Below are 25,207 nucleotides of genomic sequence, written 5' to 3'. Positions count from 1 at the left end.
GCCCTATCCTCTCTCTTCGCGAGCCACCCTCGACTCCCGTTCTCCCCGTTCGATCGCCCACCCGCCTCCCGATCCGACGTGGGAAGCGGCGCCGGGTTTCTGGGGATCCCGCTCGCGACAGCCTGGCCTTCAGCGACCGTGGACGCTCCTCGAACGCGGACCGTGGCGCTCCTCGAACGCCGAGAGAGGGAGACGGGCTTCCTCTAGCGCGCGGCGCCGGAACTGGGGCTCAGGAACGCGAAGGCCATTCCTTTCGCGCCTCGAGGATCTCGCGGGCGACTCGGACCCTCAGCTCGGGCCGACTCTCTTTCGCCTGGTTTCGACGAGGTCTCCATTTGGGCGTTGGCCTCGCTTCCGGATCCCCTCGGATCGCTCGGACCGATCCACGCATCGGACGCGCGCTGGGTCTACTTTCTAGGAGTAGGCTTCTCCGCGGAGGAGATCCTGCCGCCGCACCTCCGCCGCCTCAGCCCCATATCTCGCACCGCCTCCCCGGCGATCGTTCTGGGCAATGTTTCACGTGAAACATTCTCATAAAATACTGCAAATATGCTGGTTAACCAGGCGTGTTCAGCGAAATGGCGCTCCAGCGGCCCTGAGGGACGCGATTTACAGAGAGCCGCGATCGCCCGCACGAGGGGAAGGTCGCCCGGGCGATCATCGGACCGGCACGCCTTCCTGATCGGCAGTGAGTGCTCCACCGAGAACCGCCGCCCTCTCAGCTTCGACAGCCCAGCCGTTGCGGACCCGGTAGGGTGGAGCCGTCTACCTTGTCGACCATGCCTAGATGCTCACGCGTGCCGCGCCCTTCTGCCTTGAGTGGCCGCAGACCGCAACATCGCCTCCGATGCCGGCCGCCTTGAGTAGCCGCGGACCGCAACATCGCCTCCGATGCCGCCCGATTTGAGTCCCCGCTGGCCCCTAACATCGCTTCCAATCCTGCTCGGGAGGCACATCTTCGCGAAGCCGCCGGGACAACGCGCATAATTCCAAATGCTTACCGAGATGTTTCACGTGAAACATTTTTGGGATTGGATTTTGGACCTCGCGATCGCGTAGACTGCGGCTCCCCGACAGGAACGGGGTCCGGCGCACAGCGTCGACCGGAACGGGGATAATCAAAATGACCAGGATGGTTGCGATAGCGAATCAGAAGGGCGGTGTCGGAAAGACGACGACCGCCATCAATCTCGCCGCGGCTCTCGCGCTGAGCGGGAAGCGCGTGCTTCTTGTCGACTCGGATCCCCAAGGCAATGCCGGCAGCGGTCTCGGATTCCCGGGCCTCAAGGTGCCGAAGGGGATCTATGAGGTCCTCATCTCGGGGACGCCGATCACTGAGGTGATCGTTGAGACCGAGGTGCCCGGCCTCCACCTCGTGCCCTCAGGACAACGTCTCGCCGGCGCGGAGATCGAGCTGGCCGACGCGGAGCGGCGCGAGTTCAAACTCAAGGAAGCGCTCGAGCCCCTTCAAGAGCGATACGATTTCATCCTGATTGACGCGCCCCCCTCACTCGGATTTCTGACCATCAACGCTCTCACCGCCGCGCGGTCTGTCCTGGTCCCGGTCCAGTGTGAGTACTACGCACTCGAAGGATTGAGTCACCTGCTCGGCGCGATTCGCCTCGTGCAGCAGGCACTCAACCCCGGCCTTCAGATCGAGGGTGTGCTGCTGACGATGTTCGACAATCGACTCAACCTGTCGCAGCAGGTTCTGGCCGAGACGCGACGCTTCTTTGCGGAGCGGGTTTATCAAACAGTGATTCCAAGAAACGTCCGGCTCAGCGAAGCGCCGAGCTTCGGCAAGCCGGTCGTTACCTACGATCCCAGCTGCACCGGGGCCACCAGCTACATGAGTCTCGCCAGGGAGGTGATCGAACGTGGTTAGGAAAGCGCTAGGCAGGGGGCTCGAGGCCCTCATCCCAAAGGCCGTCGAAAGCGAGGTGTCGATCGTTCCGGAGCCTCGCCATTACGAAGTTCGCGAAGGCGACATTCAGCACATTGCGCTCACGAAGATCTCGCGCAACCCAGCCCAGCCCCGGACGCAGTTCGACCCCGCGACGATCAAAGAGCTCGCCGATTCGATCCGCGAGCGAGGTGTGCTCCAGCCGATCCTTCTTCGACCCGCCGCAGATGGGTACCAACTTGTCGCCGGCGAGCGTCGCTTCCTCGCGACCCGGGAGGCCGGGTTCGACACGATCCCGGCGATCATCCGCCCGCTCACCGACCGCGAGTCGCTCCTGATCGCGCTCATCGAAAACATCCAGCGCGAAAACCTGAACCCAATCGACGAGGCGCGTGCATACTACAGGCTCGCAACGGAATACGGCCTGAAACACGACGAAATCGGAGAGCGTGTCGGCAAGGATCGCTCTACGGTTTCCAACATCATAAGATTCAATAATTTGCCTGAGGACGCCCAGCGGCTGATCGAATCGAATCAGCTCTCGGCCGGGCATGCGCGGGCGCTCCTCTCTGTCACCGACTCGAAGCACCAGACCGAGCTCGCGAACTCGGCCGCAAGCCACGGTTGGTCGGTCCGAGAGCTCGAGGAACGGGCGAAGCGATCCGGCGGCGCGCAGCCGCAGCGCTCCCGCCGCACACCGAAGCGCGCGGTTTCCGGGGAACTAATGGCCCTGGAGGACGAGTTGGTGAGAATCGTGGCGTCGCGCGTGAGGATCACGCGCAGGCGCGGTGGGTCGGGATCGATCTCGATCGACTACCACTCAGAGGAAGAGTTGGAGCGATTGGTAGGCCTGTTCCGGGAGATCACCGCCGCGGCACAGCTCCTCGAGCGCGCTCGCCTGCCAGCAGAGCGTTGATTGCCTGTGGATAAGTCGGTCGAAAATGTGGAAAACTCTCCAAAGGTAATTTTGCCAAAGACTTGAAGCCGCACTGCCTATGCTGAAGCCAACGGTTATGCACAGCCGCATGGCCCGCAGCATACTGGCGCGCAAAACGATGTAGGCGTCCGTCCTACGAATTCTGGGGAAAAAATCATGACTCAACCGGTCGCGCAAAACGATGTGGGCCTACTCGAGGGGCTGAAGGCGGCTCGCTCCGAGATTCTTACCGAGCTGCGCAAGGTCATCGTCGGGCAGGACACGGTCGTGGAGCAGCTGCTCACGGTGCTCTTCGCGAACGGGCATTGCCTCGTCGTCGGCGTTCCAGGACTGGCGAAGACCCTTCTGGTCTCGACGCTCGCCAAGATCCTGGATCTCAAGTTCAGCCGGATCCAGTTCACGCCCGACCTCATGCCGTCCGACATCACCGGGACGGAGATCCTCGAGGACGATCCGGTCACCGGGAAGCGCGCGTTCAAATTTCTGCGCGGGCCGATCTTTGCGAACATGGTCCTGGCCGACGAGATCAACCGGACGCCGCCGAAGACGCAGGCCGCGCTGCTCCAGTCGATGCAGGAGTACCGCGTGACCGCGGGCGGCACGACCTACCCGCTCGCTCTCCCGTTCTTCGTGCTCGCGACGCAGAACCCGATCGAGTTCGAGGGCACCTACCCGCTCCCCGAGGCCCAGCTCGACCGCTTCATGTTCCACATCTCGGTTGGATATCCCGGCGAGCAGGAGGAGGAGCGCATCGTCGCGACCACGACGAGCGACTACGAGGCCGAGCCGAAGAAGGTGATGGGCGTCGAGCGGATCCTCGAGCTCCAGCACCTGGTGCGGCGCGTTCCGGTCGCGGAGCACGTCGTCCGCTACGCGGTGCGCCTGGCGCGCGCCTCCCGTCCGAGCCCGCAGAGCGATTCCTTCATCCGCGACTGGGTGAGCTGGGGCGCGGGGCCCCGCGCCGCCCAATACCTCGTGCTCGGCGCGAAAGCGCGGGCCGCGCTCGCCGGCCGGCCGACGCCTGCGGCGGACGATGTCAAGGCGGTCGCGCCGTCCGTGCTTCGCCACCGGATCATTCCCAACTTCAACGCCGAGGCCGACGGGATCTCGAGCCTCGACATCATCGCGAAGCTCCTCGAGGCGACCCCGAGCGTCGACGGCAAGCATTCGTAGCGCGGGGCCGCCATGAGCGAAAACCGTCCGCGCCTCCTCGATCCCCACTTCGTCTCGAAGCTCGCGCGACTCGATCTCACGGCCCGGCTTGTGGTTGAGGGCTTCCTGACCGGCCTTCACCGGAGCCCCTATCACGGGTTCAGCGTCGAGTTCGCGGAGCACCGCCAGTACATGCCGGGCGACCCGCTCCGCCATCTCGATTGGAAGGTCCTCGCGAAGTCCGATCGCAAGTACATCAAGCAGTACGAGGAAGAGACGAACCTCCGCGCGATGATCCTCGTCGACACGAGCGCGAGCATGGGCTATGGCTCCCACGGGATCACGAAGCTCGACTACTCGCGCCAGCTCGCCGCCGCGCTCGCGTACCTCATGCTTCGCCAGAACGACGCCGTGGGGATGTTCGCCTTCGCCGCGGGACAGGGCGAGCAGATCCCGCCTCGCTCCACGATGGGACACGTACGCCCGCTCCTCTTATTGCTCGAGCGCCTGACGCCCGGCGGCACCACCAACTTCGCCGCCTCGCTCCACTCCCTCGCGGAGCGGATGACGCGGCGCGGGCTTGTCGTCATCCTTTCCGACCTCCTCGACGAGCCCGATCGGATCGAGCAGGCGATCCACCATTTCCGCCACCGCAAGCACGAGGTGCTCGTCTTCCACGTGCTCGACCCCCAAGAAGTGTCCTTCAACTTCGAGCGCGAGGCGGTCTACGTGGACATGGAGTCCGGTGAGCGCGTGACCACGCGGCCCCAGGAGCTGCGCCCGGACTACCGCGCGCGCGTCGGCGAGTGGAGGGACCGGATCCGCCAGTACTGCATCGAGAAAAACGCGGGCTACGTTCCCCTGACGACAGACCAGCCGTACGACCGCGCGCTGCTCGAGTACCTCTCCAAGCGCGCGCGGCTTCTCTAGCGCGCCGGACGCATGCCCGTCTTCTCGTTCCTGAATCCGGCGTTTCTCTGGGCGCTTCCCGCGGCCGCGATTCCGATCGTGATCCACCTCTTGAGCCGCCGGCGGCTCCCCGAGGTGAGCTTTCCGACGACCCAGTTCCTTCGCGACCTCGAGCCGCAGGAAATCCGCCGGCTCAGGCTTCGCGAGATCCTCCTCCTGATCCTGCGCACGCTCGCGATCCTTCTCCTCGTGCTGGCCTTCGCGCGGCCGTCGCTCACGCCGCACAACACGGTCGCCCACTCCGCCGCGGCCGTGGCGATCCTGATCGACGACTCGGAGAGCATGGCCGCGCTCGAAGAACAGGCACGTCCCAGGATTGAGATCGCGAAGGAGCGAGCCGCGGCGATTCTCGAGGCGGCCCGCCCCGGCGATGAGATCTCGATCGCGACCTCGACCCGTCCCGACGCCAACGGCGCGGGACACACCACCGATCGCGTCCGTCTCAAGCGGGCCCTCGAACGGGTCGAGGCGACCTCGCTGCCCGCGAAGATGGCGGCGGCGATTCTCGAAGCCCGCCGCGCTCTCCAGCGAAGCCGACTCCAAGCCAGAGAGCTCTACGTGATCAGCGACCTGCAGCGCGCCAACTTCGCCCCCGAGGTCCGGGCGGAGATCGCGGCGGCGGCGGGGGCCGGCGTGCGGATCTACCTCGTCCCGCTGGTCCAAGGCCGCTTGCCGAACCACGCATTCCAGGACGTCGACCCCCAGCTTCGGCCCGGCCCGGAGGGCCGCGGGCTCGAGCTGCGCGCGCGCCTCGCCAATCACGCGGACGCGCCGAGCGATCGCGTGGCGATCCGGGTTCGCCGCGGCGACGCGCTGATCGGCGGCGGGGACATCACGCTACGGAGCGACGAGGTCCGCTGGGTCTCGATGCCGCTCGATTGGCGGGGCGCGCCCGATGCGGCCGGCTCGGCGGGACCGGTTATCTTGGAGTCCGACCAGGACGCGCTTCCGGCGGACGATCGCTGGTACGCGGCGCTCGGGGCGCCGCGTTCCCTCCGCGTGCTCCGGATCGCGGAGGCGCGGGATGGGACGCCGCCACCTCGATTCGCGGCGTTGGCGCTCGATCCCGGCGGCGACGGCACCGGAGGGTTCACGGCCGAGACGGGGACACCGGCGTCGCTGCTCTCGCTCAGCCGGTCGACGACCGATGTCGTGCTCCTGGAAGACGTCGCCTCCCTCTCCGCCGACGCGGAGGCCAAGCTCCGCACCTTTCTCCGCGACGGGGGAGGCCTTGTCGTGGCGCTCGGGCCCCACTCCGACCCCGACTACTACAGCGCGCACCTCTTTCAGGGGCTCATCGACTTGGCCCTCGAGGGGACCGAGCAGGCCGCCGAGGGCGCGCCCTTCGAGCTCAAGGCCCGCATCCCCGGGCACGACGTGCTCGAGGGGATCACGGTCGGGGTCGGATCGACGCTCACCCAGTCGCGGCTGACCGCGCTCATCCGCGGGCGCGTCACGTCCCCCCGCACGGAGATCGTGGTGCAGACGACAGGTGGTCTTCCGGTCGTCGCGACCGCGCCCGGGGTGGGCGTGTTCCTCAGCTCCTTCTCCGACGACTGGGGCGATCTACCGTACTCGGGCGCGTTCGTTCCGCTCGTGCGGGGCCTCGTCTCCCACGCGGCGCGCGCTTCCAAGACGTCGTCGACCGGCTCGCTCAAGGTGGGTGAGCCTCCGGTCGCGCGACTCCTGGCGGCCCCCGGCGCCGCGGTCCTGGTGCGCGGCCCGGAGGGCTATGCATCGCAGGCCGCGATCGAGTCGGAGGGGACGGCCTATCGCGGTGTCGCCGACACGCCCGCGCTCCGTCCAGGCTTCTACGTATTCGAATCGGGGGGCAAGACGCTCGCCACCGTCGCGGTGAACGTGGATCCGATCGAGAGCGACCTCGCGCCGATCCAGACCGACTCGCTCCTCATGGCCCCGCGCGGCATGGGACCCGCCGCGGCCGCGACCGCGGCGACCGCCGCACCCGGCCCGGCGCCCGCGGGACGCATCGCCGTCCTCTCGAGCGCGAACGCGCTGGCCACGCACCTTCAAGACACCCGGCGCGGGCGCGAGCTCTGGGTGACGTTCCTGCTCGCCGCGGCGATCGCGCTCGCTCTAGAGCTGGCGGTCGGCAGCGCGCGGACCCTTAGAACGTGATCGCGCCGCTCGCCGCGAGGCTCCTGGATGCCGGCGCCGCCCTGCCCGCGGTCGCCGAGATTCGCGAACGCCTCGGCGCGGCCGAGAAGGGCAAGGCGGCCGCGGACCACGCCAAGGCGGCCGCGGACCAGGACAAGCAGGCGGCGATCCGCGTTCGCGGCGCGTCCGGCAGCTCCGCGGCGCTTCTCTTCGCGATCCTCGCGAGCGACCCGGGCCGCCCCGCCGCCGTCATCGCACCGGACATCGAGCGGGCCGAGGCGTGGCGCGACGATCTCACGTTTCTCCTGGGTGAGGATCGCGTCGTCTACGTTCCGCCGCTCGACGTCGTGCCGTGGAGCGCGCAGTTCGCGACGGCGCCGGTGCGGGACGACCGGCTCCACGCGCTCCTCCGCCTCGGCGATCCCGATCCGCCGGTCGCGGTGATCCCCGCGGCCTCGCTCCACCGTCTCCTCCCGTCGCCGGAGCACATTCGCTCGCGCGCGGTCGAGATCGCGCCCGGATGGGAGGGCGAGCCCGAGACCCTTCTTCGCAGCCTTACGATCGCGGGCTACCGGGCCGTCGCGGAGATCGGCGAGTCGGGCGAGGTGAGCCGACGTGGCGGGATCGTCGACGTCTACGGTCCGGGCATGGACCACCCCATCCGGATCGAATTCGACGGCGACGTCGTGGCGTCGATCCGCGCGTTCGACATCACGTCCCAGCGCTCGACCGTAACGGTCGGCGCGATCCGGATCGCGCCGGCGCGCGAGGTGCTCTACGCCGAGGATCTGGATCGGCGCCTCCGCCCCTTCGACTCGGCTTCCTCCCCCTCGGACCTGGACGGACGCCGCCTCCGCGATCTGGTCGGGGAGGGGATCTACTTCGACGGGATCGATTGGCTGGCCCTGACCCTGGGCGTCCCGCTCTCCTCACTCCTCGAGCACCTCCCGCCCGGCACGGCCCTCTGGCTCGACGAGGCAGGCGCCATCGAGCGCGAGCTCGATTCCGTGAACCGCGAGACCGAGCGTCTCGAGCCCGACGCGCGCGCGCGGGCGCCGCATCTCCCTCCGCGCGACGCGCTCTTCGATTCCCCCGCCCGCGCCCTGAGCCGGCTCCGTTCCAAACCGCGGGTCGAGGCCACCGTGAGCGCGCCCGCGACATCCACGAGCGGCGCGATCGCGATCGAGGCGCGCCCGCAGCCCGCATTCGGCCGGAAGCTCGACGTCCTGCGCGGAGAGCTTCGCCGGCTCTCTGCCCTCGGCTTCCAGCGGATCATCGTCTGCGACAACCGCGGCCAGGCGGAGCGGCTGGAGGAGCTTCTCGGGCCGGACCTGGCGTCGATCGAGGTCGGCTCGGTCGTGGCGGGGTTCGTCCTGCCGGCGGCCAAGCTCGCCGTCTTCACGGACCACGAGATCTTCGCGCGCTACCGGCGCCGCGGCGCCCGGCGCCAGCGCGCGACCGCCGCGGCGATGCGCGACCTCCTGACGCTGAAGCCGGGCGACTTCGTGGTTCACCTGGATCACGGGATCGGGGTTTACCGCGGGCTCAAACGCCTCGCGCTCGACGGCCAGGACACCGAATGCGTCCAGATCGACTACGCGTCGAACGACCGCCTCTTCGTTCCGATCCACCAGCTGGGCATGGTGCAGCGCTACTCGGCCGAGGAGGGCCGCGCGCCCTCGATCTCGCGCCTCGGCGGGACCGCGTGGCAGCGGATGAAGGCGAGGACGCGCCGCGCCATCCAGGAGATGGCGGAGGACCTCCTTCGCATCTACGCGACGCGAAAGGCGCGCCCGGGCCACGCCTTCTCGTCCGACACGCCGTGGCAGCGCGAGCTGGAATCGTCGTTCGTCTACGAGGAGACGCCCGATCAGCTGAAGGCGGTCGAGGACGTGAAGCGCGACATGGAATCGGCGCGGCCCATGGACCGGCTCATCTGCGGCGACGTCGGCTACGGGAAGACCGAGGTGGCGATTCGCGCCGCGTTCAAGGCGATCCAGGACGGGAAGCAGGTCGCGATCCTCGTCCCCACGACGGTGCTCGCGCAGCAGCATCTCGTCACCTTCACCGAGCGGCTCGCCGACTTCCCGGTGCGGATCGAGATGCTGAGCCGGTTCCGGTCGCCGAAAGAGCAGAAGGAGATCGTGGAGCGGGTTGGCCGGGGCGAGGTGGATCTGCTCATTGGAACGCACCGCATGCTCTCCAAGGACGTCCAGTTCCCCAAGCTGGGCCTGGTCGTCATCGACGAGGAGCAGCGCTTCGGCGTGGCGCAGAAGGAACGCGTCCGCTCCATCGTCGAGACGGTCGACGTCCTCACGCTGACCGCGACGCCGATCCCGCGCACGCTGCACATGAGCCTCCTGGGGGCGCGGGACATGTCGATCATGACGACGCCCCCGCGCGGGCGATATCCGATAAAGACCGAGATCGTCGAGCTGAGCCAGGACGTGATCCGGGATGCCCTTCTCCGCGAGGCGGACCGTGGCGGCCAGTCGTTCTTCGTCCACAATCGCGTCGAGTCGATCGATCGGATGGCGCACTACCTTCATTCGATCGTGCCGCAGCTGCGCTACGGCGTGGCGCACGGGCAGATGAAGGACGTGGAGCTGGAGCGGGTGATGCTCGACTTCCTCGAGCGACGGACCGACGTGCTGATCTCGACCCTCATCATCGAATCCGGGCTCGACATCCCGAGCGTGAACACGATGCTCGTGAACCGCGCCGACACGCTCGGCCTCGCCCAGACCTATCAGCTTCGAGGGCGGATCGGCCGCTCGCACCACCAGGCCTTCTGCTACCTCCTCGTCCCCGCGGGGAAGGTTCTGACCGAGGAGGCCGACCAGCGGCTCCGCGCGATCTCGGAGCACGAGGAGCTGGGCGCGGGGCTCCAGATCGCGATGCGGGATCTCGAGATTCGCGGGGCGGGAAATCTGCTCGGACCGGAGCAGCACGGCTTCATGGCCAGCGTCGGCTTCGACCTCTACTGCCGGATGGTCGACGAGGTCGTGCAGGAGCTTCAGGGGACGGCCGTCACGCGCCGCCCCGAGCCGGAAATGGCAAGCGACCTCGCGGCGTTCGTGCCCGACGAATACGTCGCGGATCGCGACGAGAAGCTGGACGTCTACCGCCGGATGGCGGGCCTGACCGACCTCGATGCGCTCGAGGCGCTCCGCTCCGAGCTGCGCGATCGCTTCGGGCCGCTCCCGCCGGAGGTCGCGAACCTGCTCGAGCTGAAGCGGCTTCGCCTCCTGGGTCGCGACGCCGGCGTGGACCGGCTGCGGGTGGGCCGGGACCGCCTCGAGGTCGAGCTCGCCGAGGACGTGGCGCGGGAGCAGATCCTCCGCCTGGTCTCGGTGATGTCCGTCCGGGTGGAGTTCGCCGGACCCGGCTCGAGGACAATTCGCGTCAAGTCCCCGGCCGATCCCTTAGCGTTGGCGACAAATCTCTTGCAGCACCTGAACCCCTCTGGTAGCGTCCCGCGTCTGCCTCTTTCCGCCGCCGGAAGTTGAACTCCCGGGCGACCTTCGGGGTACTAGAGAGGAGCGCTTTTTGGCGGCTGGAGGCCCCCGGTAACTACCCCAAATTCTATGACTAGACCCACCAAGCACCACGATCGCCCCATGCTGGCGGCCTTGGCGCTCCTGGCCCTGGCTTGCGCCGGGCAGGCGCGGTCGGCTGGCCACGCCGCAGCGGCATCTCCAAAACCGGCCGCCTCCGCCTCCTCCGGGGCGGCGACTGTAGCCACCGTTGGCGGCCGGAAGATCACCGATCTCGACATTCGGCGCGCCGCGGACGCGCTCGACGACGACCCGCTCCACAAATCGGATCCCGCGGCATGGCGGCGGATGCTCCTCGATCGCTGCGTCGATCGCGAGCTCCTCGCCGAGGAGGCGGGCCGCCATGGTCTGGACAAGGATCCCGCGATCGCCGCCCAGATCGCCGATCGTGAATTCCTGACGTTGAACCGGGAGATGTATTTGCGGGTGATCCTCCCCGGCGTGACTCCGACGCCGGAGCAGCTCCGCGAGGTCCGCGCTGAAGGCCTCCACCGGATGGTCGACATTTCCTTCATCGTTCTCCGCGACCACGACAAAGGCGCAAGACGCCCGCTCGCGCAGCACATCTACGAGCAGGCGAAGGCGGGCGCGCGGTTCGATTCGCTCGCGAAGATCTACGACGATCATCCGCCCACGCGCGCCACGGGGGGCCACTTCGGATGGGTCCTCGCGAAGGATCTCAATCCATTGGCGTATGACGCCCTCCGCAAGGCCCAGGTCGGAGAGGTGATCGGGGTCTTCACCGGGGCGGTCGGCCACGAGATCTACAAGATCGGCGGCTTCCGGGAGCTGAGCGACGACTCGCTCTACAGTTTGGTGCTGCTCGAGAGGAAACTGAACATCGCGAGGGACTACGAACGGTCCGTGCTCGCGAAGTACCACTTTGCGATCGACTCGACGCAAATTCGCTCGCTGGTGTTCGCGGCGGGGACCGAGACCGCCGACTCCATTCTCGCCTCCCTCGGTCCCGACGGCACCCGTTCCGGTCAGGGCGCTCGGCCGGCGCTCGGCATACTCGCCCGCTGCGACGGCGATTCGGTTACGTTCCCCGACATGGTCCGCGCGATGCCGGCGACGCCCCGGAAAGGGACCCGGCTGAGAGTTCGAAACGCGGAGGACGTCCACGATCTCTGTGCCCGCGCGGTGCTCCGCCGGCTCACGGTTCGAGACGCCAGGGATCGGGGAATTGACGGGGATTTCGAGACGACGCGCGAGCTCCGGCTCTCGAGAGCCCAGATCCTGACGCAAGCGATGGTCGAGCGGAGCTCGCCGGCGCCGGACGATGCCGTCCTGCGCGCCATGGTCGAGGCTCGCCCCGACCGGTACAAGAGGCCGCGGGCCACGGTGGCGCGCGTCGCCATGTTCGCGAGGCGGGATAGCGCGGCGCTGGCCGACAGCGCCTGGGCGGGAGCCGAGATGACGGATTCGCTCTTCCAGGCCTGGGGGCTCCGCACGGACCCGCACGCCGCGCCGGGCTCGATCTACGGCGGCTGGTACGCCACCATGACGCTGCTCGACGGAGACTCGGACGCCCTGGCCCGCGCGCTCGCCGACCTTCCTGTAGCTCAGCTGACCCCGGTCGTTGCGACGGAACGCGGATGGGCGGTCGCCCGGATCGTGTCGAGGGAGGAGCCGCGGCCGCTCACGTTCGACGAGGCTGCGCCGCGGGCGCTCCGAGAGTGGCGCGAAGACGCCGAGAACAAGTGGGTGCTCCAAACGCTCGAACGGCTTCGCGCGAAGACGCCGGTTCGGGTGGTTCCAGGGCGCCTCGCGGCGGTGAAGTTGGCCCGCGCGACGGCCGCCTCGACCTCCACCTCCACCAGCACGACCATGAGGGAATCTTCCCGATGAAGCGTTGGATTCTATTCGGCGCGATTCTTTGCGCCCTCTATTCTCTCGATGCGCGGGTCCCCGCCGCGCAGGCATCCGAGCGGATCGCCGCGATCGTGAACAAGCAGGTGATCCTCTCATCGGACGTCGATGATCGGACGTTGGAAGCCGCGTCGCGAATGCACGTCGATCCCGGCGATTCCGTCGCGCTCGCCAAGCTCCGCACGGAAGTGCTCAATCAGATGGTCGAAAAGGAGGTCCTCCTGGCGGAGGCGACGCGGCAGGCGATCACAGTCTCCAACGCCGACGTGGCCCAAGCCGTGGACCGGGAGATCGACAACCTGAAGCAGCGGCTCGGCTCCGAGGAGGATTACCGGGCTGCGCTGGCCCACGAGAAGACGACCGAAGCCGATCTTCGGAAGCGATACGAGCCGGACGTGCGGGACCAGCTCCTTATCTCTCGCCTCGTGGGCAAAGAAGTCCAGTCGAAGACCAGCGTCACCGACGTCGAGGTCCGCGCTTATTTCGCCGCGAACCGCGACTCCATCGGGAAAAAGCCCGAGGCGCTGACCTTGGCGCACATCCTGCTCCCCTTCGAGCCCGACTCGTTCCAGCTCCGCCGTGCGCGGCTGCGCGCGGACAGCCTTCGCAACCTGATCGTCAAGGGGCGGGCCTTCGACGAGGTCGCGCGCCAATTTTCCGACGACCCCAGCGCTCGAAGCGGCGGCGACCTCGGCACGTTCGTGCGCGGGGCCATGGTTCCGGAATTCGAGCAGGTAGCGTTCAGCCTGAAGCCGATGGAGATCAGCCCGCCGATCCGGACCCGCTACGGCTACCACGTCATCCAGGTGCTCGAGCACCTGGCGGCGACCGATAGCTCGGACGAGCGGGTCCACGCGCGGCACGTCATGGTGCAGGCGAAGTCAACCCCCGCCGACGAGGAGCGCTCCCGAAAGAAGGCGCTCGCCGTCCGGGACTCGCTGCTTCGCGGCGCCGACTTCGCGGCGATGGCGCGGGCCTACTCCGGCGATTCGGCTACCCGCGACTCGGGCGGCGTCCTGGGGCAAATCTCCGTGCCCGCCCTTCCCGCCAACCTTCGCGAGCCGTTGGCCGGCCTTCGCGTCGGTGAGGTGAGCGTCCCCTTCAAGCGCGACGCCGGATACCATATCTTCAAGCTCCTGGCGCGGGAGCCGGAGTCCGAGTACAAGTTCGAAGAGATCAAGGACGACCTTCGCCAGGTCGTGATGAACAAGAAGATGGAAGATGCCTACCGGCGCTGGTACGACCGCGTTCGCAAGAACGTCAACGTCGAACTGAAGAACTGACCCGGGAGGGCGACCCGACGTGGCAGCGCGCCGCCCCACCCTCATCGTGACGATGGGCGATCCGGCCGGGATCGGACCCGAGATCGTCGCGCGCGCGCTGGCCATGCCCGCGCTCCGGAGGATCGCCCGCCTCGCGGTGGTCGGAGACCCCGAGGTCATGATCCGCGCCGCCCGCCGCACCCGCCCGCCGCTCCGCTTCCGCGAAATGTCGACGCGGGACGCCGATCTTCACGCCGATGCGCCGGGGATTCCGCTCGTGGCTTCGAGCGGCGATGGATGGGGCGCGGTCCGGCCCGGGTCCGCGACCGCGGCGTCGGGGCGCATGGCCGCGAAGGCGATCGAGGCGGCGGCCGCCTTGGCGCTCGAGGGCCGCGCCGACGGCGTCGTGACGGCTCCGATCTCGAAGGCGGCGCTCCAATCGGCGGGATATCCCTATCCTGGCCACACCGAGTTCTTCGGGGCGCTCGCCGGGGTGCCGGACACGCGCATGCTGTTCGTCGGGGGAGATTTTCGAATTCTCCTGGCCAGCGTCCACCTTCCGCTCCGGCAGGTGGCCGATCGAGTGACCGTCGAATCGCTGGGGCGGACGCTGGATTTCGCCGCTGCCGCTCTGCGAAATTTCCGCTGGGGCGCCCGGTCCGTGGTCGCCGTGCTCGCGATGAATCCTCACGCGGGCGAGGGCGGGCTCTTCGGCGACGAGGAAAAGCGCGTGATCGACCCTAGCATCGAGGCCGCGCGCGCGCGCGGCATCCGGGTGGAAGGTCCTTACCCCGCCGATACATTTTTCGCCAAGCACAAGAATCGACGTGATCTCGGAATCGTCGTCGCGATGTACCATGACCAAGGATTGATTCCCGCGAAGAGCGGCGGCATCGGCGGCGCGGCCAACGTGACCCTTGGCCTCCCGTTCGTGCGAAGCTCCGTCGACCACGGCACGGCGTTCGATCGCGCGTGGAAGGGCGGCGCCCGCGCGCCCGATCCGGCCGGCCTTGTAACCGCGATCAAAGTCGGCGTGGAGCTGGCGAAACGCGCGGTTCGACCATTGGAGTGGACATGGCCCTGATCCGTCTCGAGAACGTGAGCAAGAGCTTCGGCGATCGGATCGCCTTGAGCGACGTCACGCTCTCCTTCGATCCGGGCGAGTGGGTGTTCGTCCTCGGACCGAGCGGGGCGGGAAAATCGACCCTGCTCCGCCTGCTGGCGCTCGCGGAGAAGCCGAGCCAGGGCCGCGTCGAGGTGGACCCCGATGCGATCTCCTCCCCTAAGACCGCGCCGAGCCCGGTACCGGAGGCTCCGGAGGCCCCCGTCGGCGATGGGGACGGCGAGTCGCCTGAAGCGCCCGCTCGGCGGCGATCCCCGAAGCGCGTGCCGCTCCGCCGCGTCCGGCGCCTCGTCGGGGTTCTCGGCCAGGAGTTTCGCCTCCTCGGCGATCGAAGCGTTTACGAGAACATCGCGCTGGCCTGCCAGATCTCGGGCATCTGGGATCGGTCCCGGATTCGCGAACGGATCACGCCGCTCCTGGACGAGATGGGGATCCGAGGGAAGGAGACGCTCTTTCCCGAGGACCTCTCGGCCGGCGAGAAGCAGCGCGTCGCCCTCGCGCGCGCGATGGCGCGCCATCCGAGGATCCTGATCGCCGACGAGCCGACCGGGAATCTCGATCCGGCCGCCGCGGGACAGATCTTCGCCCTCCTCCGGGAAATCGGCCGGCGCGGCACGCTGGTCGCGGTCGCGACGCACGCGGAGGACTGGGTGCGGCGACACCCCGGGCGGGCGATCCGCCTCGAGCGCGGGATGCTCCGCTCCGATCAGCCGGAAGGCGAGCCATGAGCACCGGCGGCGCCACTCGATATGTCCTGCGCGAGCTCTGGCGCGGGTTGGCCCGCCACCGCGCGCTCTGCATCACGAGCGTGATCTCGATGGCGTCCATCCTCCTCATTTTCCTGCTCTTCCTCATGGTTCTGCAGAGCGTCGACCAATACACGTCTCATCTGGAGTCGCGGGAGGAGGTCTCGGTATTCCTGAACGAGGGCCTCTCGCGCGCCGACCTCGCCACGGTTGCCGCGGCGCTCCGCTCGATCGAGGGCGTGGACAGCGTCCGCTACGTGAGCAAGGACGAGGCGTGGGAGTCGTTCCGCCAGGACATCACCGACGAGGCGCTGGTCCAGGCGGTGGGCTCGAATCCGCTCCCTGCCTCCTACGTCCTTCGCCCGGGCGAGGGGTACCGGACGGCGGAAGGCGTGCGCTCGATCGCGCGCGCGGCGGAGACGGTCCCGCACGTCGAGGATGTCCGCTACGCCGGGGAGTGGGTGCTTCGCGCGGAGCAGGTGGTCGGCACGCTGCGGCGGATCGGCGCCGCGCTCGGAATGATCGTGCTCCTCGGGGTCCTCTTCGTCGTGGGAGCGACCACGCGGCTCTCGGTTCAAACACGGCTCGACTCGATCCATCTCGTCCGATCGCTCGGCGGGGGGTTCCTTTTCAACGAGGCCCCCTACTTGCTCGAGGGATTCGCCCTCGCCGCAGTCTCCTCGGTGCTCACGATCGCCATGGCCCGGGCGCTGAACGACCAGCTCGCCGAGGGCGTGTTCCGCCTTCAGTTCCTGCCGCCGATCGCATTGCTCTGCTTCGTGGGGGTGAGCGGACTACTGGGTCTGATCGGGAGCTGGATCGCGGTCGCGACCCTTCCAAGGAAATGGCTGCTCTAGCGACGCGGGGGACTGTGGGCCTTCGACTGGCCGCCGCCACCCTCCTTCTGGCCGCGGGGACGGCATGGGGCCAGGAGCCCGCCGCCCCCGCCGACACCGTGTCACCCCGCGCTCCACGCGCCGCCAACCAGGCCGACGTCGAGATCGAATCGCAGCGCCGGGAGCTCGAATCGCTCCGCAAGCAGCTCGACGAGCGCAGGGTGATCTCGAAGGAGCTCCAGGGCAGGGAGAAGAGCCTCCTCGGCCAGCTCCGCGAGACCGAGAAGAGCCTCCAGCTCACGACGGCCTACCTGAACGCGCTCGAGCGCAGGCGCCGTACGGTCTCCGCCAACCTCGGCGACGCCACATCGGAGCTCGCGCGCACAGGGGTTCAGCTCGACTCCGACCGGCGCCGCCTGGCCTGGCGCGTCCGGGAAATCTATAAACGGGGTCGAAGCGCCGATCTGGAGTACGTCCTTTCGGCCCGTTCCTTCGGCGACCTCATGTCGCGGACGTACTACCTGGCCAAGATCGCCCAGGAGGACCGGGGCCAGATGCTGCTCACGGAGGCCCGCCGCACGCAGGTACAGGACACGAAGACGCACCTCGAATCCAGGAAGCGCGAGCTCGACCGCCTGAAGGCGGAGACCGACCGGGAGCGGATTGCGTTGAGCCAGCTCACGGGCGCGCGGAGAAACCTCCTCAAGAAGATCCGCTCGGACGCGAAGTCGAACGAGCAGGCCTCGCAGGAGCTGGAATCGGCGAGCAAGCGGATTCGCGGCCTGATCGACCAGCTTGAGAAGCGCCGCCTGGCCGCCGAGCGGGGGGCGCCCGGCACCGAGCCGGTGCTGCTAGGCGACTTCGGGAGGAACCGGGGCCGCCTCCCGTGGCCGGTGAACGGGAGGGTCGCGCGGTCGTTCGGGAACCAGACCAACCCCCGGTTCAACACGACTACCTTCAATAGCGGCATCGACATCGCGTCGACGTTCGGGACCCCGATCGCCGCTGTGGCCAGAGGGAGGGTCGACTACGTCAACTGGCTCGAGGGCTACGGCAAGTGTGTTATCATCAACCACGGCGGCGGTTTCTACACGCTTTACGCCCATGCCTCCGAGATCGGCGTCACCGTCGGTAAGGAGGTGGCCGCCGGAGAGATCATCGGCCGGGTAGGCGACACCGGCTCCACCATAGGTACGGCGCTCCACTTCGAGATCCGCAAAGGGCGGGAGGCATTGAATCCGCTCGAGTGGTTCCGTTGAGCCGTATTCTCCATGACCGAAGGTACCCTGCGCGGCCAGGACGAAGCGCTCGCGCTTCTCCGCGCCGCCCTTAAATCGCGGCACATCGGACACGCCTACCTCTTCCACGGCCCGTCCGGGGTCGGGAAGACGAAGGCAGCCCTCCTTTTCGCCCAATCCCTGCTTTGCGAGACTCCGCTCCCCGACGGCAGCGCCTGCGGTACGTGCTCCTCCTGCCGGAGCGTCCGCGAGCTTCGCCATCCCGACCTTGAGCTTCTCCTGCCTCTGCCGACCTTCCGGACCGAGGGACGGACGGAGCGGCAGGCCGAGGAGACACGCTCGGAGGCCCGGGCCGCCGTCCTCGCGCGGATGGCGAGCGAGCCCTACTTCGTTCCGATCTTCTCCCGTCCCCCGGTCCTCTCGGTGGATGATCTGGCGCGGGCCAAGCAGTTCCTCTCCCTGACGGCTCAGCGGGAGGGAGGCGCCAAGGTCCTCATTGTGAAGGGCGCCGAGGCGATCACAGGCCCCGCGGCCCACGCCTTCTTGAAAATCCTCGAGGAGCCGCAGCCGCGCCGGGTACTGATCCTTTGCGCGCGGCGGGTCCGGTCGCTCCTCCCGACGATCGCCTCCCGCTGCCTCCACGTGCGGTTCCGCCCGCTGCCGACCGACTTCATCGCCTCGGCGCTCGTCGAATCGCGCGGAGTCCCCAAGCCCACGGCCCGGCTCCTGGCCACGACGGCGCAGGGGAGCCTGGGGCGGGCGCTCGCGCTCCTCGAGGCGCCGATCGACGCCGCGGGGAAGGAGGCGCCGGGCGAATCGGAATTCGCGCGACTGCGCTCCGCCGCGCTCGAGCTTTTCGTGCGACCCAAGACGGCCGCCGTCCTGGGACCGCTTCGGCGCGCCCGGATCGAGCGCGACCGCGGGCGATTTCTCTCCACAGTGTCGCTCGCGCTCTACTACTACCGCGACGCGATGCGGTGGAAGGTCATGGGCGATAGCACCCCGCTCGCGCACGAGGATCTGAGGCGCGAGATCGGGGCCGATGCCAAAGAGCTCTCGCTCACCGCGCTGACGCGGCGGGTCCGCATCCTCGAGGAGATCGCCGCCGCAGTTCAATCCAACGTGACCGCCGCCTACGCGGTCGCGTCCGCCCAGTACCGAATGGGGCTGGGCCCCGTCGAAACCTTTGCAGGAGGACCCGCGCGAGCGGGGATCCGTCATGGCTGATACGAAGACGGCAGTCGCCGAAGCCGCTGAAGTCATCGAGATCATTTTCAAGGGGCGCCGCCGCGCGCACTATGCGAACCCACGGGAGCTCCCGGTCCACGAAGGGGACTACGTCGTGGTTCAGGCCGAGCGCGGCGAGGATCTGGGCCGCGTGCACCATACGAGCGAGTGGGTGAAGCGGACTCATCTCCAGGGATCCCTCAAGCAGATCCTGCGCGTCGCCCGCGCGGAGGATCTGGAGCTACACGAGCGAAATCGCGCCAAGGAAGAGCGCGCCTTCGGGATCTGCAAGGACCGGATCGTCCACCGCGACGTCGAGATGAAGCTGGTCGACTGCGAGTACCAGCTGGACGGAAACCGCGTCACCTTCTTCTTCACCGCGGAGAAGCGCGTCGACTTCCGCGACCTGGTGAAGGACCTGGCCTCGGCGTTCCGCACGAGGATCGAGCTCCGCCAGATCGGCGTGCGCGACGAAGCGGGCCGGATCGGCGGGGTCGGAACGTGTGGCCGCGAGCTCTGCTGCGCCACGTGGCTCCGGGAATTCGAGCCGATCACGCTCAAGATGGCGAAAGACCAGGGACTCTCTCCCAGCCCCTCCAAGATCTCGGGCGCTTGCGGGCGCCTCAAGTGCTGCCTCCGCTACGAGCTCGACTTCTACAAGGAGGCGGCGCGCGAATTCCCCAAGATCGGGAGCAAGCTCACGCTTCCGGACGGCGAATGGGAGGTCCGACGCGTCGACATCTTCTACCGCACGCTTCATCTCACCGACGAGGGTGGCAAGGAGTCGTCGGTCGAGCTCTCGGCTCTCCCGGCGGGTACGAAGATCGTCGGTCCGAGCCGGGACCGCAGAAAGGGATGCGACAAATCCGAGTGTGCCTCCCGGGGGACAAAGCCCGGGGACGGAGAGAATCCGGCGCGCGGACCCAAGCCGCCGCGGTCCCCCTCGGAGAATTGATGCCCAAGTTCTACCTGACGACCGCGATCGACTACGTGAACAACATCCCGCACGTCGGGACCGCGTACGAGAAGATCGCGGCGGACGCGATCGCGCGATACAAGCGCCTCGCGGGCTTCGACACCCGCTTCCTGATGGGGAATGACGAGCACTCGACGAACGTCGTGAAGGCGGCGCGCGAGCAGGGGCTCGATCCCAAGGAATATTGCGACCGGATGGAGGTCGTCTTTCGGGACGTCTGGAAGCGGCTCGATATCTCCTACGACGACTTCATCCGCACGACCGAGCCGCGCCACATCCGCGGCGTGCAGGCGCTCTTCGAGAAAATCGCGGCCGCGGGGGACATCTATAAAGGAAAGTACGAGGGCTACTACTGCGTCGGGTGCGAGCGCTTCTATCCCGAGAAGGACCTGGTCGACAAGAAATGCCCCATCCACCAGACCGTCCTCGAGCGGCTGAGCGAGGACAACTACTTCTTCAAGCTCTCGAAGTACGGCCCGCCGCTACTGCGACACATCCGGGAGCATCCAGAGTTCATCATCCCTGAAATCCGACGCAACGAGATCGTGAACGTGATCGAGGGCGGTCTGGAGGACATCTCGGTCTCACGCTCCTCCGGCGCTTGGGGGATTCCGTTCCCGATCGATTCGGGCCAGACCGTCTACGTCTGGTTCGACGCGCTGATCAACTACATCTCGGGCGTCGGCTACCCGGAGTCGAACGGGCTCTTCTCCCGCTACTGGCCGGCCGATCTTCACGTGATTGGAAAGGACATCACCCGGTTCCACTGCGTGATCTGGCCCGCGATGCTGATGAGCGCGGGCGTCCCGCTCCCCCATTCCGTCCTGGGCCACGGGTGGGTCCACTTCCAGGGGGAGAAGCTCTCCAAGTCGCTCGGGAACATCGTCAATCCGCTCGAGGTCGCCGATCGATGGGGAGCCGACTCTCTGCGGTACTACCTTCTAAAAGAGGTTCCGCTCTCACGGGACGGCGACTTCACGTGGGACCTCTTCATCCAGCGCTACAACTCCGATCTGGCCAACGACTGGGGCAATCTCTTCACGCGGACGATCTCGATGGTCCATCGGTATCGGGCCGGAAAGCTCGCGCCCGGAGCGGCCGAGGAGGATTTGACCTCGGTGATCGCGGGCGCGATCCGGAACTACCGGGCCGCGGTCGACCGCTACGAGCTGGAAGGCGGGATCGAGGCGGCCTGGGAGATCATCCGCCGGGCGAACCGGCTGGTCGAGGAACGGGCGCCGTGGAATCTGGCGAAGGATCCCGCGCGCGCGGCGGACCTCGACCGGCTCCTGGGCTCCCTCGCGGTGGCCCTCCAGCACACGGCCCTGCTTCTCTACCCAATCATGCCGGCTAAAGCCCACGTGGTCTGGGAGACGCTCCGACTGACGCCCGCCCTCGAGCAGGCCCGGTTCCCCGCGGACGGGGCGCTCCTGCCACCCCCGCCGGCCGGGACGGTCCTGGGCGAGTCGCAGCCGCTCTTCCCCCGCATCGAGCGATGATCGACAGCCACGCCCACCTGGGCAGGCCGGAGTTCGACGCCGACCGGGACCAAGTTTTGGCGCGCGGACGCGCAGCCGGTGTTCTGCTCGTTATCGAGGCAGGGACCGACGCCGCGTCGAGCCGCGCGGCGATCGACCTCGCCCGGCGGCTCCAGGGGGTCAAGGCTGCGGTGGGCTTTCACCCCTGTGACGTCAGCGCGGCGAGGATGGCCGAGATGGACGAGATCGAGGCCCTGGCGTCGGAGCCCGAGGTGGTCGCGATCGGGGAGACCGGCCTCGATGCCCACTGGCCCGAGAATGCACCCGCCCCGGTGCAGGAGGAATTCCTGAGAAGGCACATCGCCCTCTCCAAGAAGTCGGGCAAGCCGATGGTGCTCCATCACAGGAAGGCGGGCGAGCGGGTCGCGGAGATCCTCGAGCAAGAGGGCCCTCCCCCGGCCGGCGGGACGTTCCACTGCTTCGCCGGGGACCTGGCGCTCGCGCGGCGCGTGATCGCGATGGGCTTCAAGGTTGGAATCGGGGGATCGGCCACATTTAGGAAGAGCCCCCTCCCCGACCTCCTCCGCGAGATCGACCTCGGGCAGGTGGTGCTGGAGACCGATTCGCCCTACCTGGCCCCGATGCCGCACCGGGGCAAGCGGAACGAGCCCGCCTATCTCGCGCTGGTGCGCGACCAGGTCGCAGGATCGCTCGGAATCGCGCCGGACGCGCTGGAGAAGGCGACCGATGCCTCGGCCCGCGCGCTCTTCCGCCTCTAAGGTCGGGGGTTCCACCTCGACGGTGGCCCTCGCGAGCGCCACATCGGGCGTCGCGTCGGCTCTGCGCGCGATCGGGGTGCGGCCCAGCCGCCGCCTCGGGCAGAACTTCCTGATCGACCCCCGCGTGGCGGAAAGGATCGCGACGCTCGTCGACGATCCGCGGGAGCCGGTCGTCGAGATCGGGCCAGGTCTGGGCGCCCTGACCACGCTCCTGGCGCGAAGCGGGCGCCTCCTGATCGCGGTGGAGCTGGACCTTCGCCTGGCGGAGGCTGCCGAGCGGTCGCTCGCCTCGTATCACGCGGCACGCGTGGTCCGCGGCGACATCCTGGATCAGCGCCTCGATACGCTCCTGACCCGGATGCCTAGCCAGCCGGCGGCCGCGACCATCGTCGGAAACCTCCCCTACTCGATCACGACGCCCGCCCTCGAGTGGATTTTGGCCCAGGGCACCCGCGTGAACCGCGCGCTCCTGATGGTGCAGCGCGAGTACGCCCGGCGCCTCGCGGCGCCGCCCGGAGGGAAGGATTATGGGTCGATCAGCGTGTTCGTTGGGCTCCACGCCCAGGTGAACACCCTGTTTCGAGTCTCCCCCGGAGCCTTCCACCCGCGGCCGGCCGTCGACTCCGTGGTCCTCGAGCTCCGGCCGCGCCCTTATCCGGGAACAGGCCCCGAGGAGCGGAGGGCCGCGGAGCGCCTCGCGCGCGCCGGGATGGGCACGCGGCGAAAGACCTTGGCGAATGCGCTGACCCGCGGGCTGGGGGTGGACGGCCCGAACGTGCGGACGCTCTTGGAGTCGGCGGGAATTCGCGGCCAGCGGCGCGGGGAGACGCTCTCGATCGACGAGTGGCTAACGCTCGCGAGGCGGTGGCTGGCCAGATGACGCGAGGCGCCCGGCTCCTTATTGCGCTCGTCGTGCTCGCGCTCTCCGCGGCGGCGCAGGTCGAGCCCGCCCGAGCCCAGACGGACCTCACGGTAGCGGACTCCGTCTTCGTCGAGAAGCCGGCCGAGCCGATCCTCTATACGACCACCTACGACCGGAGCGTGTCGAGCGGCGCTTGGACGCAGTCTTTGAGCTACTACCACAACAGCAACCGTGCCACTTTCGGGATCGACGCGAACGTGAACACGCTCCAGGCGGTTCGCGGCCTTCAGTCGAACGGCTCGGACGGCAGCTTCACTGGGCGGATCAATCTCAGGGCCACGAACCGCTGGATCTGGTCGGTCGACGGCACGTTCATGATGTTCTCGAATTCGGATGATCTCTCCAGCACCGACCGGCGGCAGAACCGGCTCCAGGCTCGCACGCAGTACAATTTGAATCCACTGCCCCAGGTCTCCGCGATCGGCATTCTCTTTTCCGAGTTCCAGGAAGAGCAGAGCCTTGGGGCGCGGTCGATCCCGGGCAATCCGTTCATGGTCGTCGACTCCACGGTGGCCCCGAGCGATACCACGCTCTATCGGGCACACACCACCCGCGATTCCTCGTACACCTCAGGCCGCCGCGACGGCATCAGCGGATCCCTCCGATGGACCCCGACCACGTCGCTCGAGATCAAGGGCTCCGGGACCGGGACGTACCTTGGATCGAAGACAAGGACGCTGACCCGCGACTTTTACGCGATCAATCCGGGCGAAGGGGCCACGCTCCGGCTGGACTCGCTGGGCGTCTCCAAGGCGCCGAACGGGGACCGCCGGTTTGACACGGGCATCGCGTTCAGGGGGATTTCCCGCACTCTGATGAACGTGTCGCTCAACAATGCCGACGGAGACCAGGAGTACTACCTGCTGACGAAGCGGGATCAAGAGCACCTCTCCTACGGCTCCCGCGGCGGAGCGTTTCACATCGAGCATGCCCCCCTTCCGGGAGCCCAGATCACGATCGACGGCGCGATGAGCCGATCGCTCCGCGAGTACATCTTGCAGAAGAACCTCAACAGTCTCGTCAATTCGCGTACGCTGACGGGGACCTTCATGATCAACAAGCCGGAATCGCGCGCGTCGCTTGGATTTCAGGTCGGCCGAACGCGGAACGACCGGCAAGTCACCCAGAATGGGAGCGTCATCAACCGCGCGATGAATGCCGGCGCTGCGAGGCGCATCACCCGGCGCCTCTGGCTCGACACCAACGGCAGCGTCACGCTCTATTCACGGGTTTACGATGACAAGATCTCGGACCGGGATGATGTCCGGGGCTACGTCAACGCGGGCGGGGGATACGCGGTGTCGCCACGGTGCAGCACGTCAGTTCACTTCTCCACGAACCGGAGCCACACCGTCGCGATCGACCCAGGTTCCTCGGGCGGAAACAACGTCCAGACAACCTACCAGATGGACGCTCTTCTCAATTTGAGGGTGAGCAAGTCCCTCTGGGTCGTGCAGAACTACCAGATCAACGCGAACTACCTGATTTACGACTACGACGAGCCGCGGAACACACTCACGCGAATTAGGCGGATCGACACGACGTTGAGCGACAGCCTTTTTTCGTTCGGCTTCCTCAAGCTGACCCACAACTTCTTCTTCCAGGACCGGGGGGCGTACTCGCGCGACGCGGGTCAAGATCTCCGGACGTACTCGGTCGCTCAGCAGCTCTACCAGCAGAATGTGGGCGTCACATTGGGAGTGCGGCCCGTGCCGGGGATCACCCTCTCCGCCACCCAGTCGCTCGCGAACACCAGAAACTACTTCCTTTCGGGGGGCGAGAGTACGAATCGGAATCGGTGGAACCTGAACGTGAGCGGGGTGGTCGATCGCGAACTCCCGGGCGACATGTCACTTCACGGGTCGGTCCAGCACATCGGGGAATACACCGAGAAACCGAGCTACCTTCCCTCGGCGGAGGTCGTGGACTATTGGCTGGCAGGCGCCACGTTCACGAAGTCGTTCTGATGCGATCCGCCCGCGCGATCCTCTGGGGCACCGCGATCGCGGGGATTTCCTTCGCGATCGGGGCGTGCGGGCTCTTCGAGACGCGGAAACCGACAAAGCCGGCCCCTCCGACGACGGGATGCCGGCCGCTCACGTCGAGCCCGAC

19 protein-coding genes are annotated in these 25,207 nt (G+C 67.7%); all 19 read left to right on the top strand.

Features of this window, described 5'->3' with window-relative positions:
• Positions 1–78: 78 nt before the first annotated feature.
• The 19 genes from E6K79_11755 (at position 79) to E6K79_11665 (ending at position 25,062) form a co-directional block, all read left to right on the top strand.
• Positions 79–207, top strand: coding sequence for a hypothetical protein (locus E6K79_11755; GenBank protein TMQ62725.1), 129 nt, complete (start codon positions 79–81; stop codon positions 205–207).
• A 916-nt stretch (positions 208–1,123) separates the two neighbouring features.
• Positions 1,124–1,885, top strand: coding sequence for a ParA family protein (locus E6K79_11750; protein ID TMQ62724.1), 762 nt, complete (start codon positions 1,124–1,126; stop codon positions 1,883–1,885).
• The gene (locus E6K79_11745; protein ID TMQ62723.1) at positions 1,878–2,819 is read left to right on the top strand and encodes a ParB/RepB/Spo0J family partition protein; all 942 of its coding nucleotides are present in this window, start codon (positions 1,878–1,880) and stop codon (positions 2,817–2,819) included. Before E6K79_11750 ends, E6K79_11745 begins: the two co-directional genes overlap by 8 nt.
• A gap of 177 nt (positions 2,820–2,996) precedes the next feature.
• Positions 2,997–4,013: a MoxR family ATPase gene (locus tag E6K79_11740; protein TMQ62722.1), complete on the top strand. Its 1,017-nt coding sequence runs from the start codon at positions 2,997–2,999 to the stop codon at positions 4,011–4,013.
• 12 nt (positions 4,014–4,025) lie between these two features.
• Positions 4,026–4,922, top strand: coding sequence for a DUF58 domain-containing protein (locus E6K79_11735; GenBank protein ID TMQ62721.1), 897 nt, complete (start codon positions 4,026–4,028; stop codon positions 4,920–4,922).
• Between the two features lie 12 nt (positions 4,923–4,934).
• Positions 4,935–7,100, top strand: coding sequence for a VWA domain-containing protein (locus E6K79_11730; protein ID TMQ62720.1), 2,166 nt, complete (start codon positions 4,935–4,937; stop codon positions 7,098–7,100).
• On the top strand, positions 7,097–10,588 hold the full coding sequence (gene mfd, locus E6K79_11725; GenBank protein TMQ62719.1) for a transcription-repair coupling factor: 3,492 nt from the start codon (positions 7,097–7,099) through the stop codon (positions 10,586–10,588). Before E6K79_11730 ends, mfd begins: the two co-directional genes overlap by 4 nt.
• A 78-nt stretch (positions 10,589–10,666) precedes the next feature.
• Entirely contained in the window at positions 10,667–12,487 is a 1,821-nt protein-coding gene (locus tag E6K79_11720; protein ID TMQ62718.1) for a hypothetical protein, read from the top strand.
• A complete protein-coding gene (locus tag E6K79_11715) occupies positions 12,235–13,791 on the top strand; it encodes a hypothetical protein (protein ID TMQ62717.1) in 1,557 nt (518 codons plus the stop codon). Before E6K79_11720 ends, E6K79_11715 begins: the two co-directional genes overlap by 253 nt.
• Before the next feature lie 52 nt (positions 13,792–13,843).
• Positions 13,844–14,854 (top strand): 4-hydroxythreonine-4-phosphate dehydrogenase PdxA, encoded by a 1,011-nt coding sequence (gene pdxA, locus E6K79_11710; GenBank protein ID TMQ62753.1) that lies wholly within the window; start codon positions 13,844–13,846, stop codon positions 14,852–14,854.
• The gene (locus E6K79_11705) at positions 14,845–15,621 is read left to right on the top strand and encodes an ATP-binding cassette domain-containing protein (GenBank protein TMQ62716.1); all 777 of its coding nucleotides are present in this window, start codon (positions 14,845–14,847) and stop codon (positions 15,619–15,621) included. The genes pdxA and E6K79_11705 overlap by 10 nt, the downstream gene beginning before the upstream one ends.
• On the top strand, positions 15,618–16,496 hold the full coding sequence (locus E6K79_11700) for a hypothetical protein (GenBank protein TMQ62715.1): 879 nt from the start codon (positions 15,618–15,620) through the stop codon (positions 16,494–16,496). The genes E6K79_11705 and E6K79_11700 overlap by 4 nt, the downstream gene beginning before the upstream one ends.
• Positions 16,497–16,510: 14 nt before the next feature.
• Entirely contained in the window at positions 16,511–17,734 is a 1,224-nt protein-coding gene (locus E6K79_11695; GenBank protein ID TMQ62714.1) for a hypothetical protein, read from the top strand.
• Between the two features lie 12 nt (positions 17,735–17,746).
• A complete protein-coding gene (locus E6K79_11690; GenBank protein TMQ62713.1) occupies positions 17,747–18,940 on the top strand; it encodes a hypothetical protein in 1,194 nt (397 codons plus the stop codon).
• Positions 18,933–19,895, top strand: a complete 963-nt coding sequence (locus tag E6K79_11685) for a stage 0 sporulation family protein (GenBank protein TMQ62712.1) — start codon at positions 18,933–18,935, stop codon at positions 19,893–19,895. The genes E6K79_11690 and E6K79_11685 overlap by 8 nt, the downstream gene beginning before the upstream one ends.
• Positions 19,658–21,415, top strand: coding sequence for a methionine--tRNA ligase (metG, locus tag E6K79_11680; GenBank protein ID TMQ62711.1), 1,758 nt, complete (start codon positions 19,658–19,660; stop codon positions 21,413–21,415). The genes E6K79_11685 and metG overlap by 238 nt, the downstream gene beginning before the upstream one ends.
• Positions 21,412–22,173, top strand: a complete 762-nt coding sequence (locus tag E6K79_11675) for a TatD family deoxyribonuclease (protein TMQ62710.1) — start codon at positions 21,412–21,414, stop codon at positions 22,171–22,173. Before metG ends, E6K79_11675 begins: the two co-directional genes overlap by 4 nt.
• Positions 22,142–23,053 carry a ribosomal RNA small subunit methyltransferase A gene (gene rsmA, locus E6K79_11670; GenBank protein TMQ62709.1) on the top strand — a complete coding sequence of 304 codons (912 nt, stop codon included), beginning with the start codon at positions 22,142–22,144 and terminating at the stop codon, positions 23,051–23,053. Before E6K79_11675 ends, rsmA begins: the two co-directional genes overlap by 32 nt.
• Positions 23,050–25,062 carry a hypothetical protein gene (locus tag E6K79_11665; protein ID TMQ62708.1) on the top strand — a complete coding sequence of 671 codons (2,013 nt, stop codon included), beginning with the start codon at positions 23,050–23,052 and terminating at the stop codon, positions 25,060–25,062. Before rsmA ends, E6K79_11665 begins: the two co-directional genes overlap by 4 nt.
• Positions 25,063–25,207 lie beyond the last annotated feature (145 nt).

Source organism: Candidatus Eisenbacteria bacterium (genome assembly GCA_005893305.1).
Lineage (GTDB): Bacteria > Eisenbacteria > RBG-16-71-46 > SZUA-252 > SZUA-252 > WS-9.
Note: the sequence above shows the minus strand (reverse complement) of the source record. Positions and strands in the feature narration are given on the sequence as shown.

What these genes read in the sequence shown, in the direction of transcription:
- E6K79_11675 (TMQ62710.1), top strand. Translation starts at nt 21,412, where the DNA reads ATGATCGACAGCCACGCCCACCTGGGCAGGCCGGAGTTCGACGCCGAC.
- rsmA (TMQ62709.1), top strand. Translation starts at nt 22,142, where the DNA reads ATGCCTCGGCCCGCGCGCTCTTCCGCCTCTAAGGTCGGGGGTTCCACC.
- E6K79_11735 (TMQ62721.1), top strand. Translation starts at nt 4,026, where the DNA reads ATGAGCGAAAACCGTCCGCGCCTCCTCGATCCCCACTTCGTCTCGAAG.
- E6K79_11750 (TMQ62724.1), top strand. Translation starts at nt 1,124, where the DNA reads ATGACCAGGATGGTTGCGATAGCGAATCAGAAGGGCGGTGTCGGAAAG.
- E6K79_11690 (TMQ62713.1), top strand. Translation starts at nt 17,747, where the DNA reads ATGACCGAAGGTACCCTGCGCGGCCAGGACGAAGCGCTCGCGCTTCTC.
- E6K79_11705 (TMQ62716.1), top strand. Translation starts at nt 14,845, where the DNA reads ATGGCCCTGATCCGTCTCGAGAACGTGAGCAAGAGCTTCGGCGATCGG.
- E6K79_11685 (TMQ62712.1), top strand. Translation starts at nt 18,933, where the DNA reads ATGGCTGATACGAAGACGGCAGTCGCCGAAGCCGCTGAAGTCATCGAG.
- E6K79_11665 (TMQ62708.1), top strand. Translation starts at nt 23,050, where the DNA reads ATGACGCGAGGCGCCCGGCTCCTTATTGCGCTCGTCGTGCTCGCGCTC.
- pdxA (TMQ62753.1), top strand. Translation starts at nt 13,844, where the DNA reads ATGGGCGATCCGGCCGGGATCGGACCCGAGATCGTCGCGCGCGCGCTG.
- E6K79_11740 (TMQ62722.1), top strand. Translation starts at nt 2,997, where the DNA reads ATGACTCAACCGGTCGCGCAAAACGATGTGGGCCTACTCGAGGGGCTG.
- E6K79_11715 (TMQ62717.1), top strand. Translation starts at nt 12,235, where the DNA reads ATGGGCGGTCGCCCGGATCGTGTCGAGGGAGGAGCCGCGGCCGCTCAC.
- E6K79_11720 (TMQ62718.1), top strand. Translation starts at nt 10,667, where the DNA reads ATGACTAGACCCACCAAGCACCACGATCGCCCCATGCTGGCGGCCTTG.
- E6K79_11700 (TMQ62715.1), top strand. Translation starts at nt 15,618, where the DNA reads ATGAGCACCGGCGGCGCCACTCGATATGTCCTGCGCGAGCTCTGGCGC.
- E6K79_11730 (TMQ62720.1), top strand. Translation starts at nt 4,935, where the DNA reads ATGCCCGTCTTCTCGTTCCTGAATCCGGCGTTTCTCTGGGCGCTTCCC.
- metG (TMQ62711.1), top strand. Translation starts at nt 19,658, where the DNA reads ATGGGAGGTCCGACGCGTCGACATCTTCTACCGCACGCTTCATCTCAC.